Source organism: Pantoea piersonii, assembly GCF_003612015.1.
Classification (GTDB): domain Bacteria; phylum Pseudomonadota; class Gammaproteobacteria; order Enterobacterales; family Enterobacteriaceae; genus Pantoea; species Pantoea piersonii.
In genome coordinates this window covers 20,961-39,819 of sequence record NZ_RARB01000010.1, presented here as the reverse complement: position 1 = coordinate 39,819, position 18,859 = coordinate 20,961, and the positions used below count along the sequence as shown (strand labels likewise).

General features: G+C 58.4%; 16 protein-coding genes. 9 read left to right on the top strand and 7 right to left on the bottom strand.

The features are described 5' to 3' along the window. Positions 1–58 precede the first annotated feature (58 nt). Together uvrD and corA are read left to right on the top strand one after the other, a co-directional pair. Positions 59–2,221, top strand: a complete 2,163-nt coding sequence (uvrD, locus tag D7S44_RS20105; RefSeq protein ID WP_120457928.1) for a DNA helicase II — start codon at positions 59–61, stop codon at positions 2,219–2,221. A gap of 298 nt (positions 2,222–2,519) precedes the next feature. Further along, positions 2,520–3,473, top strand: coding sequence for a magnesium/cobalt transporter CorA (gene corA, locus D7S44_RS20100; protein WP_120457926.1), 954 nt, complete (start codon positions 2,520–2,522; stop codon positions 3,471–3,473). A gap of 169 nt (positions 3,474–3,642) precedes the next feature. On the opposite strand, the gene rarD is transcribed toward corA, so the two are convergent. Both rarD and D7S44_RS20090 read right to left on the bottom strand, forming a co-directional pair. After that, complete coding sequence (gene rarD / locus D7S44_RS20095; protein ID WP_120457924.1) at positions 3,643–4,554, bottom strand: EamA family transporter RarD; 912 nt, start codon at positions 4,552–4,554, stop codon at positions 3,643–3,645. Between the two features lie 47 nt (positions 4,555–4,601). After that, on the bottom strand, positions 4,602–5,072 hold the full coding sequence (locus D7S44_RS20090) for a thioesterase family protein (protein WP_120457922.1): 471 nt from the start codon (positions 5,070–5,072) through the stop codon (positions 4,602–4,604). Positions 5,073–5,258: 186 nt separating this feature from the next. Here D7S44_RS20090 and pldA point away from each other — a divergent pair, with 186 nt between their 5' ends. Genes pldA through rhtC form a run of 3 tightly spaced genes read left to right on the top strand, consistent with a single transcriptional unit; the run spans position 5,259 to position 8,619 of the window. Beyond that, entirely contained in the window at positions 5,259–6,131 is an 873-nt protein-coding gene (pldA, locus tag D7S44_RS20085) for a phospholipase A (protein ID WP_120457919.1), read from the top strand. A 25-nt stretch (positions 6,132–6,156) separates the two neighbouring features. Then, positions 6,157–7,983, top strand: a complete 1,827-nt coding sequence (recQ, locus tag D7S44_RS20080; protein WP_120457917.1) for an ATP-dependent DNA helicase RecQ — start codon at positions 6,157–6,159, stop codon at positions 7,981–7,983. 12 nt (positions 7,984–7,995) lie between these two features. Then, positions 7,996–8,619, top strand: a complete 624-nt coding sequence (gene rhtC / locus D7S44_RS20075; protein WP_120457915.1) for a threonine export protein RhtC — start codon at positions 7,996–7,998, stop codon at positions 8,617–8,619. 143 nt (positions 8,620–8,762) lie between these two features. Here rhtC and rhtB read toward each other — a convergent pair whose 3' ends face one another. Next, positions 8,763–9,386, bottom strand: a complete 624-nt coding sequence (gene rhtB, locus D7S44_RS20065) for a homoserine/homoserine lactone efflux protein (protein ID WP_120457911.1) — start codon at positions 9,384–9,386, stop codon at positions 8,763–8,765. A gap of 115 nt (positions 9,387–9,501) precedes the next feature. Here rhtB and pldB point away from each other — a divergent pair, with 115 nt between their 5' ends. Next, complete coding sequence (gene pldB, locus D7S44_RS20060; protein ID WP_120457909.1) at positions 9,502–10,485, top strand: lysophospholipase L2; 984 nt, start codon at positions 9,502–9,504, stop codon at positions 10,483–10,485. A 51-nt stretch (positions 10,486–10,536) separates the two neighbouring features. Then, a complete protein-coding gene (gene yigL / locus D7S44_RS20055; RefSeq protein ID WP_120457907.1) occupies positions 10,537–11,337 on the top strand; it encodes a sugar/pyridoxal phosphate phosphatase YigL in 801 nt (266 codons plus the stop codon). Between the two features lie 35 nt (positions 11,338–11,372). Here yigL and glpT read toward each other — a convergent pair whose 3' ends face one another. After that, positions 11,373–12,716 (bottom strand): glycerol-3-phosphate transporter, encoded by a 1,344-nt coding sequence (glpT, locus tag D7S44_RS20050; protein WP_120457905.1) that lies wholly within the window; start codon positions 12,714–12,716, stop codon positions 11,373–11,375. A gap of 326 nt (positions 12,717–13,042) precedes the next feature. Between glpT and D7S44_RS20045 the strand changes: the two genes are divergently transcribed. Further along, the gene (locus tag D7S44_RS20045) at positions 13,043–13,897 is read left to right on the top strand and encodes a carboxylate/amino acid/amine transporter (RefSeq protein WP_120457902.1); all 855 of its coding nucleotides are present in this window, start codon (positions 13,043–13,045) and stop codon (positions 13,895–13,897) included. Positions 13,898–13,952: 55 nt separating this feature from the next. Here D7S44_RS20045 and D7S44_RS20040 read toward each other — a convergent pair whose 3' ends face one another. Together D7S44_RS20040 and metR are read right to left on the bottom strand one after the other, a co-directional pair. After that, complete coding sequence (locus D7S44_RS20040; RefSeq protein WP_120457899.1) at positions 13,953–14,435, bottom strand: YehS family protein; 483 nt, start codon at positions 14,433–14,435, stop codon at positions 13,953–13,955. A 56-nt stretch (positions 14,436–14,491) separates the two neighbouring features. Beyond that, positions 14,492–15,418 carry an HTH-type transcriptional regulator MetR gene (gene metR / locus D7S44_RS20035; RefSeq protein ID WP_120457897.1) on the bottom strand — a complete coding sequence of 309 codons (927 nt, stop codon included), beginning with the start codon at positions 15,416–15,418 and terminating at the stop codon, positions 14,492–14,494. 144 nt (positions 15,419–15,562) lie between these two features. Here metR and metE point away from each other — a divergent pair, with 144 nt between their 5' ends. Continuing rightward, positions 15,563–17,833 (top strand): 5-methyltetrahydropteroyltriglutamate--homocysteine S-methyltransferase, encoded by a 2,271-nt coding sequence (gene metE / locus D7S44_RS20030; protein WP_120457895.1) that lies wholly within the window; start codon positions 15,563–15,565, stop codon positions 17,831–17,833. A 57-nt stretch (positions 17,834–17,890) separates the two neighbouring features. Here the strand turns inward: metE and D7S44_RS20025 are convergent, their stop codons facing one another. Beyond that, the gene (locus D7S44_RS20025) at positions 17,891–18,718 is read right to left on the bottom strand and encodes a dienelactone hydrolase family protein (RefSeq protein WP_120457892.1); all 828 of its coding nucleotides are present in this window, start codon (positions 18,716–18,718) and stop codon (positions 17,891–17,893) included. Between the last annotated feature and the right edge of the window lie 141 nt (positions 18,719–18,859).

Genomic DNA, 18,859 nt, shown 5'->3' with positions numbered 1-18,859 from the left:
TTGCTGCAAGCCGAATGATTCAGGGTTCGCTTTTTGTTTTCTTTAGTGAACGGTGCTTATGGACGTTTCTGATCTGCTCAACGGTTTGAATGACAAACAGCGCGAAGCCGTGGCGGCGCCGCGCGGCAACCTGCTGGTGCTGGCAGGCGCGGGCAGCGGAAAAACACGCGTCCTGGTGCACCGCATCGCCTGGTTGCTGTCGGTGGAGAACTGCTCGCCTTATTCGATTATGGCGGTGACCTTTACCAACAAAGCGGCGGCGGAGATGCGCCACCGTATCGAGCAGCTGATTGGCACCAGCCAGGGCGGCATGTGGATCGGTACCTTCCACGGCCTGGCGCATCGTCTGCTGCGCGCCCACCATCTCGACGCTGGCTTGCCGCAGGATTTTCAGATCCTCGACAGCGAAGATCAGCTGCGCCTGTTGAAACGCCTGATTAAGGCGATGAATCTGGATGAGAAGCAGTGGCCCGCGCGTCAGGGCATGTGGTACATCAACGGCAAAAAAGATGAAGGGCTGCGCCCGAAACATATTGAAAGCTATGGCAATCCGGTAGAGCAGACCTGGCTGCGCATCTATCAGGCCTATCAGGAAGCCTGCGACCGCGCCGGACTGGTCGATTTCGCCGAGCTGCTGCTGCGCGCCCATGAGCTGTGGCTGCATAAGCCGCATATTCTCAATCACTATCGGGAACGCTTCAGCAATATTCTGGTGGATGAGTTTCAGGACACCAACAGCATTCAGTACGCCTGGATCCGCATGCTGGCAGGCGACAGCGGCCGCGTGATTATCGTCGGCGACGACGATCAGTCGATTTACGGCTGGCGCGGCGCGCAGGTCGAGAACATTCAGCGTTTCCTGCAGGATTTCCCGGCGGCGGAAACCATTCGTCTTGAGCAGAACTATCGCTCTACCAATAATATCCTGAAGTCAGCTAACGCCCTGATCGCCAATAACAATGGCCGTCTCGGCAAAGAGCTGTGGACCGATGGCACCGACGGCGATCCCATTTCGATCTACTGCGCCTTTAACGAGCTGGACGAAGCGCGCTTTGTGGTCAACCGCATCAAAACCTGGCAGGAGAACGGCAACGCCCTGCAGGACTGCGCCATTCTCTACCGCAGCAACGCCCAGTCACGCGTGCTGGAAGAGGCGCTGCTGCAGAGCAGCATGCCGTATCGCATTTATGGCGGCATGCGCTTCTTCGAGCGTCAGGAGATTAAAGACGCGCTCGCCTATCTGCGCCTGATCGCCAACCGCAACGACGATGCGGCCTTTGAGCGCGTGGTCAATACGCCGACGCGCGGCGTGGGCGATCGCACGCTCGACGTGGTACGCCAGACCGCCCGCGAACGGCAGATGACGCTGTGGCAGGCGACGCGCGAACTGCTGCAAACCAAAGCGCTGGCGGGCCGTGCGGCCTCGGCGCTGCAGCGCTTCTGCGAGCTGGTCGATTCACTGGCGAGCGAAACCGCCGAAATGCCGCTGCATGTGCAAACCGACCGCGTGATTAAAGATTCCGGCTTGTGGGTCATGTATGAGCAGGAGAAAGGCGAAAAGGGCCAGGCGCGTATTGAAAACCTTGAGGAACTGGTGACGGCAACGCGCCAGTTCAGCTACCAGGATGAAGATGAAGATCTGATGCCGCTGCAGGCGTTCCTGTCGCACGCCGCGCTAGAGGCGGGCGAAGGCCAGGCCGATAAGTGGCAGGATGCGGTGCAGCTGATGACGTTGCACTCGGCGAAGGGGCTGGAGTTTAGCCAGGTCTTTATCGTCGGTATGGAAGAGGGAATGTTCCCTAGCCAGATGTCGCTGGATGAGGGCGGACGTCTGGAAGAGGAGCGTCGTCTTGCCTATGTCGGCGTGACGCGCGCCATGCTGAAGCTGACGCTGACCTATGCCGAGACGCGGCGGCTCTACGGCAAAGAGGTGTATCACCGGCCGTCGCGCTTTATCGGCGAGCTGCCGGAAGAGTGCATCGAAGAGGTGCGCCTGCGCGCCAGCGTCAGCCGTCCGGTTAGCCATCAGCGTATGGGCACGCCGGTCTCGAAAAGCGACAGCGGTTTTTCGCTGGGACAGCGCGTGAAGCATGCGAAATTCGGCGAAGGCACCATCATCAATCTGGAGGGCAGCGGCGAGCACAGCCGCGTTCAGGTGGCGTTTCAGGGCCAGGGCATCAAGTGGCTGGTGGCCGCCTATGCGAAGCTGGAAACTGCTTAGTCACCGGTTGACGACTTTTTCGTCTCAGCGTAACATGCGCGCACTATTATCAAGAGAGGACAATGCCTTGGACACGCCCAGTCGATGCTGGCTCAGTCACCTGGTTACCAGGAATAACATCTAAGGCTACCTCTTTTGGCTGGTAGCCTTAGCGGTTATCAGCGACCTCCCTTTTTTATCCCGTCGCATGAGTCAGCACTGATTCACCTTTTGAACGAGCGTTTCCGTGTTCAGGCGTTTGCCGTGGCCGATCGTTCTACGGCCTTGTCCCATTAAGTCTGCAATGGGGAGTATTGCTATGCTGAGCGCATTTAAACTGGATCGCAGCCGCCTTACGCGTCTGGAGCTGGAAGACGAAAACGACAAACTGACCACCTCGGTCTGGGTCGATCTGATCGAGCCGGAAGAGGGCGAGCGCGAGCGCGTGCAGAGCGAGCTGGGCCAGAGCCTGGCTACGCGTCCGGAGCTGGAGGATATCGAAGCCTCGGCGCGTTTCTTCGAAGATGAAGACGGGCTGCATATCCACTCTTTCTTCTTTTATGAAGATGCGGAAGACCACGCCGGCAACTCCACCGTGGCGTTCACCATTCGTGAAGGGCGGCTCTATACGCTGCGCGAGCGCGAGCTGCCTGCGTTTCGCCTTTACCGTATGCGCGCCCGCAATCAGACGCTGATCGACGGTAACGCCTTCGAACTGCTGCTGGATCTGTTTGAGACTAAAATCGAACAGCTGGCGGATGAGATCGAGAACATCTATAGCGCGCTGGAGAAGCTCAGCCGCGTGATTATGGAAGGGCAGCAGGGCGAAGAGTATGACCAGGCGCTGTCGCGTCTCGCCGAGCTGGAAGATATCGGCTGGAAGGTGCGGCTGTGTCTGATGGATACCCAGCGCGCGCTTAATTTCCTGGTGCGCAAGGCGCGTCTGCCGAACAACCAGCTGGAGCAGGCACGCGAGATCCTGCGCGATATCGAGTCGCTGCTGCCGCATAACGAATCACTGTTCCAGAAGGTTAACTTCCTGATGCAGGCGGCGATGGGTTTTATCAACATCGAGCAGAACCGCATTATCAAGATCTTCTCGGTGGTGTCGGTTGTCTTCCTGCCGCCGACGCTGGTGGCCTCCAGCTACGGCATGAACTTTGAATTTATGCCTGAACTGAAGTGGAGCTTTGGTTATCCCGCGGCGATTGGCCTGATGATCCTCGCCGGTCTGGCGCCTTATCTCTACTTTAAGCGCAAAAACTGGTTGTAATCGTTCATCAGCGGACGGCGAATCCGGGGCCTACGCAAATAGCAAGGACCGATCGCAAAGACGCAAAAAACGGTATCGCTGCCCGCTCGTCCCGCGCCCTCCCTGGCGCGGGACGCTTTGCTTTTAGGCCCCTGTCATTCGCGTTTTGACATTTTTGCGCGCTGTTGAATTAAATAACCTGTTGCTTTATCGCGCGTCGGCTACGCAGCGTCGCCACCAGCGCATCGAAAATAAACACCGCCAGCGCCAGCCAGATAAAGGCAAACGTCACCATCTTGTCGGGCGTAATGGTCTCGCCGTAAAACAGCACCGCCAGCAGGAACATCAGCGTCGGGCCGAGGTACTGAAAAAAGCCGACGGTGGAAAGACGCAGCCGCGTACAGGCGGCGGCAAACAGCATCAGCGGAATCGTCGTCACGATGCCTGCTGCGACCAGCTTAAGGTTCAGACTCAGCGGATTGGCGCTCAGGTGACTGGTCGGCGTATCGGCGACGCCGAACAGATAGATCGCCGCCAGCGGAAACAGCCACAGCGTTTCAATCAGCATGCCGCTCTGCGCATCGACCTGAATTTTTTTGCGCACCAGTCCATAAAAGGCGAAGCTCAGCGCCAGGCCCAGCGCGATCAGGGGCACCGAACCGAACTTCCACAGCTGCACCAGCACGCCGATGGTCGCCAGCGCTACCGCCAGCCACTGCAGCCGCCGGAAGCGCTCGCGCAGGAACAGCATGCCGAGCACCACGTTAATCAGCGGGTTGATAAAGTAGCCGAGGCTCGCTTCCAGCATATGCTGGTTATTCACCGCCCAGATAAACAGCAGCCAGTTGCCGCCGATGGTCACGGCGGTCAGCGCCAGCAGCAGCACCTTCTTCGGCTGCACCAGCACGCTGCGCACCTGTCCCCAGCTGCGGCTCAGGCTAATCAGCACCAGCATAAAGAGCGCTGACCAGATCACGCGATGCGTCATGATCTCTGTCGGCGGAACGGTTTTGACCAGCTTGAAGTAGGCCGGAGCGATGCCCCAGATAAAGTAGGCGCCGAGCGCGAAGCCTATGCCCTGGCGAGTTTGTTGCGTATCCATAGATAGAAAGCGTCCGCAAAAAGTCGATTCTCGCATGGCGCCCGCGATTAACCAATCAAATAGGTCGCCGTCGCCGTGGCAATATAGTCGCCCTGCTGGTTATGCAGCTCTACGCGCGCCACTGCCACCTTATTCCCGGCGCGCAGCAGGCTGCTGGTGGCGGTAAAGCGTTCGCCGCGTCCGGGGCGCAGATAGTCGACGCGCATATCAATGGTGCCCATGCGCGAGAGACGTTGACGCAGCTCCTCTTCGCTAATGGTTTCCGCGCGCGTCAGGGCGTTGCTGACGCAGACCATACCGGCGGCGACATCCAGCACCGAGGCGATAACGCCGCCGTGCAGGATCTGCTGCGCCGCATTGCCAATGAGCATGGTTTTACTGGCGAAGCTGATTTCAGCGTAGTCGCTCTCCAGCCGATCCAGCTCCAGGCCGAGCGCCTGATTGAAGGGCATATGATAAACAAAGATTTCGCCCACCATCCGGCGGGCTTCATGCTGAGACAGCAGCACTGATGACATGACGAGATTCCTGCGAACACGCCTTTAGCGGCGTGAAATGTTAACGAGTTGTGTATTCTAAGCCGCGCGCGAAGGGGTTTCCAGTTTCAGAAATCAGCGCTCATCTTCACCGCATTTTGCGTGTAGAATGGCCTCCTTTTTATGACTCCCCATTCATTTGACACGCAGCCTTCATCGGAGAAAGTTATGCGCAAGCATCGCGCCTTGTTAGCAGCCGCCCTGTTATTTCCTGCGCTGGCGCTGGCTGAGGAAGCCACCGTTAAAGATGTCCACGACACCCCTCAGGTGCGCGGCAGCATTATCGCCAATCTGCTGGAGAAGCACGACAACCCGTTTGTGCTCTACCCGTATGAGAGCAACTATCTGCTCTACACCTATACCAGCGACTTGAATAAAGAGGCGATCTCCTCATATAACTGGGCAGATAATGCGCGTAAAGATGAAGTGAAATTTCAGCTCAGTCTGGCGTTTCCGCTGTGGCGCGGTATTCTGGGGGATAACTCCGTACTGGCGGCTTCCTATACGCAGCGCTCCTGGTGGCAGCTGTCGAACCGCGGCGAATCGTCGCCGTTTCGCGAAACCAACTACGAGCCGCAGATTTTCCTCGGCTGGGCTACGGATTATGACTTCGCCGGCTGGACGCTGCGCGATGTTGAAATGGGCTTCAATCACCAGTCCAACGGCCGCAGCGATCCAACTTCGCGCAGCTGGAACCGCGTCTACGCGCGCCTGATGGCGCAGAACGGTAACTTCCTCGCCGAAGTAAAACCCTGGTATCGCATACCGGACAGTGAAGACGATAACCCGGATATTACTAAATATATGGGCTACTACCGTCTTAAACTGGGCTATATCGCCGGCGACAATATCTTCAGCGTGGAAGGCAACTACAACTGGAACACCGGTTTTGGCGGCGCGACGCTGGGCTGGAGCTATCCCATCAGCGAACACGTTCGTTTCTATACCCAGGTGTTTAGCGGTTATGGCGAGTCGCTTATCGACTACAACCATCGCCAGACGCGTGTTGGCGTCGGCGTCATGCTAAACGATCTGTTCTGACTCTCCGGAAAACAACAGGAATACAGTGGCAATCTCGGTAGTACATAATCAGGAGTCGCTGGCGCAGCAGGTATTGCAGGATACCTTCGGCTATCAGCATTTTCGTCCCGGTCAGCAAACCATTATCAATGCGGCGCTGAGCGGTCGGGATTGTCTGGTCGTTATGCCCACCGGCGGCGGTAAATCGCTCTGCTATCAGATCCCCGCGCTGGTGCAAGACGGGCTGACGCTGGTGGTGTCGCCGCTGATCTCGCTGATGAAAGATCAGGTGGATCAGCTGCTGGCGAACGGTGTGGCGGCGGCGTGCCTCAACTCCACCATGACGCGCGAGCAGCAACAGCAGGTAATGGCGGATTGCCGCACCGGCCGCGTCAAGCTGCTCTATATCGCGCCTGAGCGTCTGATGATGGACAACTTCCTTGAGAGCCTGGCGCACTGGCAGCCTGCGATGCTGGCGGTCGATGAGGCGCACTGTATTTCGCAGTGGGGTCACGATTTCCGTCCCGAATATGGCGCACTGGGCCAGCTGCGCCAGCGTTTCCCGCAGCTGCCGGTTATGGCGCTGACCGCCACCGCCGACGAAACCACGCGCAACGACATTGTGCACCTGCTGCATATGCAGGACCCGCTGATTCAGATCAGCAGTTTCGATCGTCCCAATATTCGCTACACGCTGGTGGAAAAGTTCAAGCCCACTGAGCAGCTGCTGCGCTACGTTCAGGATCAGCGCGGCAAGAGCGGCATTATCTACTGCAACAGCCGCGCCAAAGTGGAAGACACCGCCGCGCGTCTGCAAAGCCGCGGGCTGAGCGTTGGCGCCTATCATGCGGGCATCGACAGCGCGCAGCGCGCGCGCGTGCAGGAGGCGTTTCAGCGCGACGATCTGCAGATCGTGGTGGCGACGGTCGCGTTCGGTATGGGCATCAACAAGCCCAACGTGCGCTTCGTGGTGCACTTCGATATTCCACGCAATATCGAATCCTACTATCAGGAAACCGGTCGCGCCGGACGCGACGGGCTGCCGGCCGAAGCGATGATGCTTTACGATCCGGCGGATATGGCGTGGCTGCGCAAATGCCTGGAAGAGAAAGCGCCAGGTCCGCTGCAGGATATAGAACGCCATAAACTTAACGCCATGGGCGCGTTCGCCGAAGCGCAAACCTGCCGTCGTCTGGTGTTGCTTAACTATTTCGGTGAAGGACGCCAGCAGCCGTGCGACAACTGCGATATCTGTCTGGATCCGCCGAAGCGTTACGATGGCCTGGTCGAGGCGCAGAAAGCGCTCTCCAGCATCTATCGCGTCGGGCAGCGTTTCGGCATGGGCTATATAGTGGAAGTGCTGCGCGGCGCTAACAACCAGCGCATCCGCGAGCAGGGCCATGACAAGCTGCCGGTGTACGGCATCGGCCGCGAGCAGAGCCATGAACACTGGGTCAGCGTGCTGCGCCAGCTGATCCATCTTGGGCTGGTGACGCAGAATATCGCCATGCACTCTGCGCTACAGCTGACGGAAGCGGCGCGCCCGGTGCTGCGCGGCGAAGTGCCGCTGATGCTGGCGGTGCCGCGTCTGAACGCGGCGAAGCCGAAGAGCAGCAGCTCGCCGAAAATTTATGGTGGCAATTACGATCGCAAGCTGTTCGCCAAGTTGCGCAAGCTGCGTAAAGCCATCGCCGACGAAGAGAACATTCCGCCCTACGTGGTGTTTAACGACGCCACGCTGATTGAAATGGCAGAGCAGATGCCGGTCACGGCGTCGGAGATGCTGAGCGTCAATGGCGTCGGCCATCGCAAACTGGAGCGCTTTGGCAAACCTTTCCTGGTAATGATCAAAGAGCATCTTGATGAAGAGTAAAGGATACTACCCATGCTGATGTTATTTGCTACGGTCGCGCTGGTGCATCTGGTTGCGCTGATGAGTCCTGGCCCGGACTTCTTTTTCGTTTCGCAAACCGCCGCCAGCCGCTCGCGCAAAGAGGCGATGATGGGCGTGCTGGGCATTACGCTGGGGATCGTTATCTGGGCGGGCGTCGCGCTGATGGGGCTGCACCTGATCCTGGAGAAAATGGCGTGGCTGCATCAGATTATAATGATTGGCGGCGGTCTCTATCTGCTGTGGATGGGCTGGCAGCTGCTCAGCTCGGCGCGTCAGCGCCATAAACAGCCGGTGCAGGATGCCCCGGTGGTAGAGTTGCCGAAAAAAGGCAGAAGTTTTCTGAAAGGCTTTCTCACTAACCTCTCCAATCCAAAAGCGATTATCTACTTCGGCAGCGTATTCTCGCTGTTCGTCGGCAACGACGTCGGTGCGCTGGAGCGCTGGGGCTTGTTTCTGCTGATCGTTGGCGAAACCTTTGCATGGTTTACGCTGGTGGCGGCGATTTTCGCTCTGCCGTGGATGCGCGACAAGTATCAGCGTGCGGCAAAATGGGTGGATGGCGTGGCGGGCGTGTTATTCGCCGGTTTCGGCATTCACCTTATCCTTTCACGCTAGAGCCTGGCTTACTGGCCAGCTTGCGGGCGGGCAGTGCTCGTCATCCTCACGTACTCAAAGTACGCTGCGGTGACTGCGCGCTGTCCGCCCGCAATCTGACTGCGCCGCCGACGGCTCTTATTCCTGGTGCTCTCGTTACACCTTCATGCGATTTTTCTGGCGCTGGCTAACAGCACGCCGACCGCCATAAACAATCCGCCGAAAATACGGTTCAAGAGCTTCATCTGCTTCGGTCCCTTGATCCATGCCGCAATGCGCGTGGCTAAGGTGGCGTAGCCAATCATCACGATAATATCGACGACAATGGTGGTCGCGCCGAGCACCAGATACTGCATCGCCTGCGGCTGGTGCGGCAGGATGAACTGCGGAAACAGCGCGGCGAGAAACACGATGCTTTTCGGGTTGGTGAGGTTCACCAGTACCGCCCGCTTAAACAGGCGGCGGCGCGGCATCGCTTTGGCTACCGCATCCAGATCGATCGCGCCTGCAGAGCGCCACTGCTGAATGCCGAGCCACACCAGATAGGCTGCGCCCGCCCACTTCAGAATTTCGAACGCCAGCAGCGACTGCGAAAAGAGCGCGCCCAGACCGATCCCCACCAGCACAATATGAATCGCCAGCCCAAGCTGCAGACCGCTAATAGAGGCCGCTGCGCCGCGATAACCGTGGCTGATGCCGGTGCTCATGGTATTAATCGCGCCGGAGCCAGGCGAAAGGCTGAGGATAGTGGTAGTAAGAAGGTAGGTCAGCCACCATTCAGTGGTCATGGGTTGCGCTCCCTGTCTGGGCGGAAATGTGACACAATACGCCAGAAACAAGCGCGGCGCTACGGGCTGCATGCGCAGCCTGTTACTCTTTAATCGCGCATCTGCAGGGGGTTGGATGGAACGACATAAAGCGAGCTGGCTCAATCGCGAAAAAGCCTTTGCCGCCTTCGCGCACGGTCCGCTGCTCGACTTCTGGCACCGCCGCGAAGAGCGTGAATTTATCGGCGTGGAAAACGTCACGCTGCGCTATGTACGTTTCACTGCACCGCAACATAAGCGCGTTATCCTTATCGTACCTGGACGTATTGAAAGCTACGTCAAATATCCCGAACTGGCGTATGACCTGTTTCACTGCGGCTTTGACGTGGTGATCCTCGATCATCGCGGGCAGGGACGTTCCGATCGCCTGCTGCAGGATACCCATCGCGGCCATGTTGTAGAGTTCACGCACTACGTGGATGATTTAGAGACTCTCTACCTGAAAGAGATCGTCGGCGGACATTACCAGCGCCGTTACGCGCTGGCGCATTCGATGGGCGGCGCGATCCTGGCGCTGTTTCTGGCGCGTCAGCCACAGGCGTTTCACGCCGTAACGCTGGTGGCACCGATGTTCGGCATCGCGCTGCCGATGCCCTCGTTCCTGGCGAACCGCATCCTCGACTGGGCGGAAAAGCGACCGGCGATCCGCGATGGGTATGCGCTCGGCACCGGGCGCTGGCGTGCCCATCCGTTCGGCATCAATCGCCTGACGCACAGTGCGGAGCGCTACCGCCGTAGCCTGCGCTTTTACGCTGACGATCCCGCTATTCGCGTGGGCGGCCCGACCTATCACTGGGTACGTGAAGGCATCCATGCCGGGCGCAATATCCTGAGCGTGGCAAACACTATCACTACGCCGGTCCTGCTGCTGCAGGCGGGCGACGACCGCGTGGTGGATAACCGTTCGCAGGATCTCTTCTGCGCGGCGATGGCGCAGGCGGGTCATCGATGCGAGACGCGCCTGATTAAAGAAGCGCGCCATGAAATCCTGTTTGAAAAAGATGCCATGCGCGCTGAGGCGCTCAACGCGCTGGTCGATTTTTTCGAGGCGCACCCGTAATTCGAATCGCTACCTTACCGGCTACGGCCTAAAACAATACCTGAGGTTTTCATGTTTCAAATCGTCGCATCCGATCTGGATGGCACGCTGCTCTCTCCTGAACATCGCCTGACGCCTTACGCGCACGATACTCTGCAACAGCTGGTGGCGCGCGATATCCACTTTGTTTTCGCTACCGGACGCCATTACATCGACGTGGGGCAGATGCGCGACAAGCTGGGCATTCCCGCTTATATGATTACCTCTAACGGCGCGCGCGTGCACAATGCCGAGGGCGAGCTGGTGTTCAGCCACAACCTTGACGAAGATATCGCGCTGGAGCTTTACGAGCTGCACTACGCCAGTCCCGCTATCCTGACGCATGTCTACCGCGACGATGAGTGGTTTATGAGCCGCGCGCATCCGGCGGAACAGGACTATTTTCGCGAGTCCGTATTCACTTATCAGGTTTATGAGCCAGGCATGCTGCCCGGCGATAATATCAGCAAGGTCTTTTTCACCAGCGACGATCCCGACGCGCTCATTCCGCTTGAGCTGGCGCTACAGGCGCGCTGGGGCGATCGCGTCAACGTCAGCTTTTCGCTGCCTACCTGCCTGGAGGTGATGGCGGGCGGCGTGTCGAAAGGGCATGCGCTGGAAGCGGTGGCGAAACAGCTTGGGCACTCGCTAAAAGGGTGTATCGCCTTCGGCGACGGCATGAATGATGTAGAGATGCTGAGCATGGCGGGCAAAGGCTGCATTATGCGCAACGCTCATCAGCGGCTGAAAGATACGTTGCCTGAACTGGAAGTGATTGGCAGCAATGCAGAAGACGCCGTGCCGCATACGCTGCGCACGCTGTTTTTATCCTGACGGCCAAAGGGCCGGCGCGATGCCGGCCCCTTTAGTTATGACGCCAGTTGCTGCTTGTGTTTGCGTTCATTAATCATGGTTAACAGCAGCAGGATCACCGCCAGTACGCAGCCCACCACCATCACCAGAAAGCCGCCGTTCCAGCCGAAAAAGTCGACGGTATAGCCCACAATGGCGCTGGCCGCGACCGATCCGCCGAGATAGCCGAACAGGCCGGTAAAGCCTGCTGCGGTGCCCGCCGCTTTTTTCGGTGCCAGCTCCAGCGCATGCAGACCGATCAGCATCACCGGGCCGTAAATCAAAAAGCCGATCACGATCATACAGGCCATATCCACGCCGGGATTGCCCGCCGGATTAAACCAGTAGACTACCGTGGCGATGGTTACCAGCGTCATAAAGAAGACGCCGGTCGCGCCGCGGTTCCCCTTGAACACTTTATCCGACATCCAGCCGCACAGCAGCGTGCCGGGGATCCCGGCGTACTCGTAAAAGAAGTAGGCCCAGGAAGACTTATCCAGCGTGAAGTGCTTCACCTCTTTCAGATAGGTCGGCGACCAGTCGAGAATGCCGTAGCGCAGCAGATAGATAAAGACGTTGGCCAGCGCGATATACCACAGCAGCTTATTGGGCAGCACATACTGGGTGAAAATCTGCTTCGCCGTCAGCTCCTCTTCATGCGTGGCGCTGTAGTCCGGCGGGTAGTCATTTTTGTACGCCTCAATCGGCGGCAACCCGCAGGACTGCGGCGTGTCGCGCATCAGCGCAAAGGCGATCAGCGCCACGGCGATGGCGGCGAAAGCGGGCATATAGAGCGCCGCTTTCCAGTCGCTGAACCAGGCCATACCAAGCAGGAACAGCAGCGGCGGAAGGCCGCCGCCGACGTTATGGGCGCAGTTCCACACCGAGACGATGCCGCCACGCTCTTTCTGCGACCACCAGTGCACCATAGTGCGTCCGCAGGGGGGCCAGCCCATGCCCTGGAACCAGCCGCAAATAAACAGCAGGGCGAACATCACCATAATGCTGGAGGTCGCCCAGGGCACGAAGCCCATTATCAGCATTACCGCAGCGGCGAGGATCAGCCCGGCAGGCAAGAAGACGCGCGGATTAGAGCGATCTGAGACCGAACCCATAATGAATTTCGAAAAGCCATACGCAATCGAGATGCCGGAAAGCGCAAAGCCAAGATCGCCGCGCGAAAAGCCTTGCTCTACCAGATAGGGCATCGCCAGCGCGAAGTTTTTGCGTACCAAATAGTAGGCGGCGTAGCCAAAGAAGATCCCGAAGAAGATCTGCCAGCGCAGGCGGCGATATAAAGGATCAACCTGATCGTCCGCTACCTGCGGTCGATGAGGCGCGGGTTTAAAGATACTCAGCATAGCTGCCCTCCCAGGCGGTATTGTCGTTATGGGAAATGGAAATGAGCGGATATGCCCAGAGGTTGCGCCGCCATGTTCCTTTTCGCGTTTATTGTGGCGTTTTTCGCGCATGCTGGCTGTGACAGTTGACACATTTGTTACACTTTTATGACAATCACGTCGAGTTAAATTCACACAGAGGTGTTAAACGCGCATGGCTGATAAAACGACCGGGTGCAATGCACGCTAAACGTCTTGTTTGTGAACAGTTGTCAACCAAAAAGCGCCGCGTGCGCAGAGGACATTGATTACACTAGCCGCCTCTCTCTTTTTTCAGGATTGACGCTGTGCTGTTACTGATCGTTACCACCATTCTTTGGGCTTTTTCGTTTAGCCTGATCGGAGAATATCTGGCGGGGCAGGTAGATACCTGGTTCTCCGTTCTGATGCGCCTGGCGCTGGCGGCGCTGGTGTTTTTACCCTTTCTGCGCTGGCGCGGCTACCGTCCGTCCACGCTGCTGCTCTATATGCTGGTGGGCATGCTTCAGCTTGGCATCATGTATCTCATCAGCTTCGAGGCTTACCTTTACCTCAGCGTATCGGAGTTCCTGCTGTTTACCGTCATGACGCCGCTCTATGTCACCCTGATTTATGATCTGATCAGCAAGCGGCCGCTGCGTATTGGCTACGCCTTCAGCGCGCTGCTGGCGGTCGCGGGCGCGGCGATTATTCGCTATGACAAGGTCAGCGATCATTTCTGGCTGGGTCTGCTGCTGGTGCAGCTGGCGAATATCTGCTTTGCCGTAGGTATGGTGGGTTACAAGCGTCTCCAGGAAACCCGGCCAATGCCGCAGCACACCGCCTTTTCCTGGTTTTATCTCGGCGCGGTGCTGATCGCGATTATCGCCTGGTGTCTCTGGGGCAACGCCGCGAAGCTGCCGACCACCTCGCTACAGTGGGGCATTCTGGTCTGGCTGGGCGTGGCGGCGTCAGGGCTGGGCTACTTTATGTGGAACTACGGCGCCACGCAGGTGGATGCGGGCACGCTGGGCATTATGAACAATATGCACGTTCCGGCGGGGCTGCTGGTTAACCTGGCTATCTGGCAGCAGAAGCCGCACTGGCCCAGTTTTATCGCCGGGGCGCTGGTGATTTTCGCCTCGCTGTATGTGCATAAGCGCTGGGTAGTACGCAATAACTAGCGCCGGCAGTCAGGGCAGGGGCCAGACAGGCTTCACGCCCTGACTGAGGTTGGGATTATTTTGATTTCGCCGCCTGCGTCGGGCGCAGCGTCAGCGTCAGGCCCTTTAAAAAATTCCGCATAATCTGGTCGCCACATTCGCGATAGTTTTTATGATCCGGCTTGCGGAAAATCGCGCCTATTTCCGCCTGGGAAACCGAGAAGTTGGCTTTAGCCAGCACCGCCGGAATATCGCTGGTCTTCAGATCGAAAGCGATACGCAGTTTTTTCATAAAAATATTGTTGTTCATCCGACGCTCGATGGAGGGCGCGGGCGCATCTTCGCTTTTGCCGCGGCGGAAGAAAATCAGGCCGTTAAGAAAGTAGCCCATCAGCACGTCCGGCAGCGCTTTATAGGCGGCGTCATCCTCTTTTTTCAGCCAGGCCTGCACGTCGCTCAGCGCGACCTCGCAGTCGGTCAGTGCGAAAATCTCCACCACTTTGGCATCGCTTAAATCCAGCATAAAGCGCACGCTGCGCAAAATATCGTTATTGGTCATGGTGAGATTTTCTCATGGTCGTTTAACAGGCTGCGCATTATAGGGGAAATTGCGGCTCAGCGTTGCAAAATCGCGCCGGGATGCGCGGCATCGCGCACGAACGGCAGATGTTCGCAAGCGTGCTGGCGTGCAAAGCGGATAAAGGCTTCCAGTACCGGCTGACGCTGCTCGCCGTCGCGAACGGCGGCATAAAGGCGACTCCACAAACCTTCTCCCAGCGTTTTCGTGACGATTAAGCCTTGCTTTTCAAAGCTCTCTACGACCCAGTGCGGCAGCGCGGCGATACCCATGCGCGCCGATACCATCTGAATCAGCAGCAGCGTGTTGTCGACGCTTTTCAGCGCCGGGCTGACGCCCGCCGGCTGAAGAAAATGCCGCCAGATATCCAGCCGCTGGCGCTGTACCGGATAGATCAGCAACACCTCTTGCGCCAGATCCTCCGGCGTAATGTGTTCAATCTGCGCCAGCGGATGATCCGGCGCCAGCACCAGCCGCACCTCGAAATCGAACATCGGCGTGTAGTGCAGGCCGCTGCGCGGCAGGATATCCGAGGTCAGCACCACGTCCAGTTCGCCCTGCTGCAGCGCAGGCTGCGGATCGAAGGTGACGCCCGATTTGAAATCCATCACCACCTGCGGCCAGCTCTGGCGGAAATTATCCAGCGCGGGCGTCAGCCACTGTATGCAGCTGTGGCACTCAATCGCGATGCGCAGCGTCGCCTGGTGCGGCTCGTGACACGCCTGCAGCGCCTGCTGGATCTGCGGCAGCACCTGCTCCGCCAGCTGTAGCAGGATCTCGCCCTGCGGCGTGAAGCGCAGCGGCTGACTTTTACGCACGAACAGGCGGAATCCCAGCCGCTGTTCGAGATCGCTGAACTGATGAGACAACGCGGATTGCGTCTGATGAAGCTGCGCGGCGGCGGCGGCCAGCGAGCCAGTATTACGCAGAGCCTGAAGCGTCCGCAGGTGCTTGAGTTCGATCATGAGAGTCCTTCACATCGAGATTGAACAATTTGCGCTTGAGGAACATACACTACCCGCAGAATATAGCGGTGTAAACATCTGGACGGCTAAACATCCTTTGGCTTCCAGGCGAAGCCTAAGAGAGAGATTACTGGAGAAGAGCAAATGACTATTCTGAACCACACCCTTGGCTTTCCCCGCGTCGGTCTGCGTCGTGAACTGAAAAAAGCGCAGGAGAGCTACTGGGCGGGCAATGCCACTCAGCAAGCGCTGCTGGCCGTGGGCCGTGAGCTGCGCGCCCGTCACTGGCAGCAGCAGAAGGAGGCGGGCGTTGATTTGGTGCCGGTCGGCGATTTCGCCTGGTATGACCATGTGCTGACCACCAGCCTGATGCTGGGCAACGTACCGGCGCGCCATCAGAATAGAGACGGCTCCGTCGATCTCGATACGCTGTTCCGCATTGGACGCGGCCGTGCACCGACCGGTGAACCGGCAGCGGCCGGTGAGATGACCAAATGGTTTAACACCAACTATCACTACATCGTGCCGGAGTTCACTAAAGGTCAGCAGTTCAAACTGACCTGGACGCAGCTGCTGGACGAAGTGGACGAAGCGCTGGCGCTGGGCCATAAGGTGAAACCCGTGCTGCTCGGCCCGGTGACCTGGCTCTGGTTAGGCAAAGTCAAAGGCGAGCCGTTTGATCGTCTGTCGCTGCTGAATGCCGTTCTGCCGGTTTATCAGCAGGTACTGGCCGAGCTGAAAAAACGCGATATTGAGTGGGTGCAGATTGATGAGCCTGCGCTGGCGCTGGAACTGCCGCAGGCGTGGCGCGACGCGTTCAAACCCGCTTATAGCGCGCTGCAGGGCAACGTGAAGCTGCTGCTGACCACCTATTTCGACAGTATCGGCCAGAATCTTGACGTGATCCGCGACCTGCCGGTGCAGGGGCTGCATGTGGATCTGGTGCATGGTCACGACGATATCGACCTGCTCAATCAGCAGCTGCCCGCGGAGTGGCTGCTGTCGCTCGGCGTCATCAACGGCCGTAACGTATGGCGTGCCGATCTGAGCCGCTGGTTCGAGCGTCTGCAGCCGCTGGTCGGCAAGCGCAACCAGTTGTGGATCGGCTCCTCTTGTTCGCTGCTGCACAGTCCGATCGATCTGAGTGTTGAAACGCGCCTTGATGACGAAGTGAAAAGCTGGTTCGCCTTCGCGCTGCAAAAATGCGGCGAGCTGAAGTTGCTGAGCGATGCGCTTAATAACAACGACGCGGCCTCGCTGGAGGCCTGGAGCGCGCCGATCCGCAACCGCGCTCACTCCAGCCGCGTACACAATGCTGCGGTCGGCAAGCGTCTGGCGGCGATCTCGGCGCAGGATACCGAGCGTCAAAGTCCCTATACCGAACGCGCCAGCAAGCAGCGCAACCGTTTTAATCTGCCCGCCTGGCCGACCACTACCATCGGCTCCTTCCCGCAGACTCCTGAAATTCGCGGTCTGCGTCTCGACTTCAAGAAAGGCAACATCGACGGCGGCAACTACCGCACCGGCATCGCGGAACATATCAGGCAGGCGATCCTCGAGCAGGAGCGTCTGGGTCTCGACGTGCTGGTTCACGGCGAAGCTGAGCGTAACGATATGGTGGAATACTTCGGCGAAAACCTCGACGGCTTTGTGTTCACGCAAAACGGCTGGGTACAGAGCTACGGCTCGCGCTGCGTCAAGCCGCCGGTCATTATCGGCGACGTTAGCCGTCCGCAGCCGATTACCGTGGAGTGGGCGAAGTACGCGCAGTCGCTTACCGACAAGCCGGTAAAAGGGATGCTGACTGGCCCGGTGACTATTCTCTGCTGGTCTTTCCCGCGTGAAGACGTATCGCGCGAAACCATTGCGAAGCAAATCGCGCTGGCGCTGCGCGACGAGGTGGCGGATCTCGAAGCGGCGGGCATCGGCATTATCCAGATTGACGAACCGGCGCTGCGCGAGGGGCTGCCGCTGCACCAGTCCGACTGGGCGGCCTACCTGAAGTGGGCGGTAGACGCCTTCCGTCTTAACGCTGCCGTGGCGAAAGATGACACGCAGATCCACACCCATATGTGCTACTGCGAGTTCAATGACATCATGGACGCTATCGCGGCGCTGGATGCGGACGTTATTACCATCGAAACCTCACGTTCCGATATGGATTTGCTGGAGTCCTTTAAAGCCTTTGAGTATCCGAACGAAATCGGCCCCGGCGTTTACGATATTCATTCGCCCAACGTGCCGAGCGTTGAGTGGATGGAAAACCTGCTGCGTAAAGCGGCGCAGAGCATTCCGCGAGAGCGTCTGTGGGTTAACCCGGACTGTGGGCTGAAAACGCGCGGCTGGACGGAAACCCGTCAGGCGCTGGCGAACATGGTGGAAGCGGCGAAGAAACTGCGCGGCGAAACCGCCTGATTTTGCTGTGTGTTGTTGATATTGGGGCGCTATGCGCCCCCTTTTTGTATGGCGAAATCAGACAACGCCGAACTGCTTAAACCATGTCAGCATACGCGCCCAGCCATCCTGCGCCGACTCGGCGTGATAACTCGGACGGTAGTCGGCGTTGAACGCATGGCCCGCGTCGGGATAAACGACGATCTCCGCTTTAGCGTTAGCGGCATGCAGCGCCTGGCGCATCTGCTCTACGCTCTCCAGCGGAATGCCCTCATCCTGGCCGCCGTAGAGGCCCAGCACCGGCGCGCCTAAATCTACCGCGATATCGATCGGATGCTTCTGCTGCTTCATGGTTTTTTCGCCGATCAGACGGCCATACCAGGCGACGGCGGCGCGCAGCTGCGGATTGTGCGCGGCGTAAAGCCAGCTGATGCGGCCGCCCCAGCAGAAGCCGGTAATGCCCATGCGGCGAATATCGCCGCCGTTGCGCGCCGCCCAGTTAGCGGCATGGTCGAGATCGGAGAGTACCTGTGTATCCGGCACTTTGCTTACCAGCTCACTGAACAGCGTCGGGATATCGTGATAATCATTCGGATCGCCTTCGCGGAAGTAAAGCTCCGGCGCGACGGCCAGATAGCCTTCCAGCGCCAGGCGGCGACAGATATCGCGAATATGCTCGTGCACGCCAAAGATCTCCTGCACCACCAGCACCACTGGCAGCGGTCCGCTGGCCTCTTTGGGTCTGGCGTACCAGGCGGGCATATTTTCGCCCTGGCTCGGCACCGAGGTTTCGCCAGCCTGAATATCCGGGCTGTCGGTGTGAATAGTGGTTGAGGCGGTCGGCTGTACTGCGGGTGCAAAACCGCCCGTCGATGATTTTTGTGCCATATTGTCTTCGGTTTTCATTTTTCTCTCCGTGCTGGCAGTAGCGCAATCACGTAACTATAGCCTGGCCAGATGACGTCTGAGCCAGAGGTGGGGAACAGAGCAGGAAGCGAGTAAAAACACTCTTCTCTTTAACATTGCTGCCAACCCTGGCGCATACAG

What these genes read in the sequence shown, in the direction of transcription:
- uvrD (WP_120457928.1), top strand. Translation starts at nt 59, where the DNA reads ATGGACGTTTCTGATCTGCTCAACGGTTTGAATGACAAACAGCGCGAA.
- corA (WP_120457926.1), top strand. Translation starts at nt 2,520, where the DNA reads ATGCTGAGCGCATTTAAACTGGATCGCAGCCGCCTTACGCGTCTGGAG.
- rarD (WP_120457924.1), bottom strand. Translation starts at nt 4,554, where the DNA reads ATGGATACGCAACAAACTCGCCAGGGCATAGGCTTCGCGCTCGGCGCC.
- D7S44_RS20090 (WP_120457922.1), bottom strand. Translation starts at nt 5,072, where the DNA reads ATGTCATCAGTGCTGCTGTCTCAGCATGAAGCCCGCCGGATGGTGGGC.
- pldA (WP_120457919.1), top strand. Translation starts at nt 5,259, where the DNA reads ATGCGCAAGCATCGCGCCTTGTTAGCAGCCGCCCTGTTATTTCCTGCG.
- rhtC (WP_120457915.1), top strand. Translation starts at nt 7,996, where the DNA reads ATGCTGATGTTATTTGCTACGGTCGCGCTGGTGCATCTGGTTGCGCTG.
- rhtB (WP_120457911.1), bottom strand. Translation starts at nt 9,386, where the DNA reads ATGACCACTGAATGGTGGCTGACCTACCTTCTTACTACCACTATCCTC.
- pldB (WP_120457909.1), top strand. Translation starts at nt 9,502, where the DNA reads ATGGAACGACATAAAGCGAGCTGGCTCAATCGCGAAAAAGCCTTTGCC.
- yigL (WP_120457907.1), top strand. Translation starts at nt 10,537, where the DNA reads ATGTTTCAAATCGTCGCATCCGATCTGGATGGCACGCTGCTCTCTCCT.
- glpT (WP_120457905.1), bottom strand. Translation starts at nt 12,716, where the DNA reads ATGCTGAGTATCTTTAAACCCGCGCCTCATCGACCGCAGGTAGCGGAC.
- D7S44_RS20040 (WP_120457899.1), bottom strand. Translation starts at nt 14,435, where the DNA reads ATGACCAATAACGATATTTTGCGCAGCGTGCGCTTTATGCTGGATTTA.
- metR (WP_120457897.1), bottom strand. Translation starts at nt 15,418, where the DNA reads ATGATCGAACTCAAGCACCTGCGGACGCTTCAGGCTCTGCGTAATACT.
- metE (WP_120457895.1), top strand. Translation starts at nt 15,563, where the DNA reads ATGACTATTCTGAACCACACCCTTGGCTTTCCCCGCGTCGGTCTGCGT.
- D7S44_RS20025 (WP_120457892.1), bottom strand. Translation starts at nt 18,718, where the DNA reads ATGAAAACCGAAGACAATATGGCACAAAAATCATCGACGGGCGGTTTT.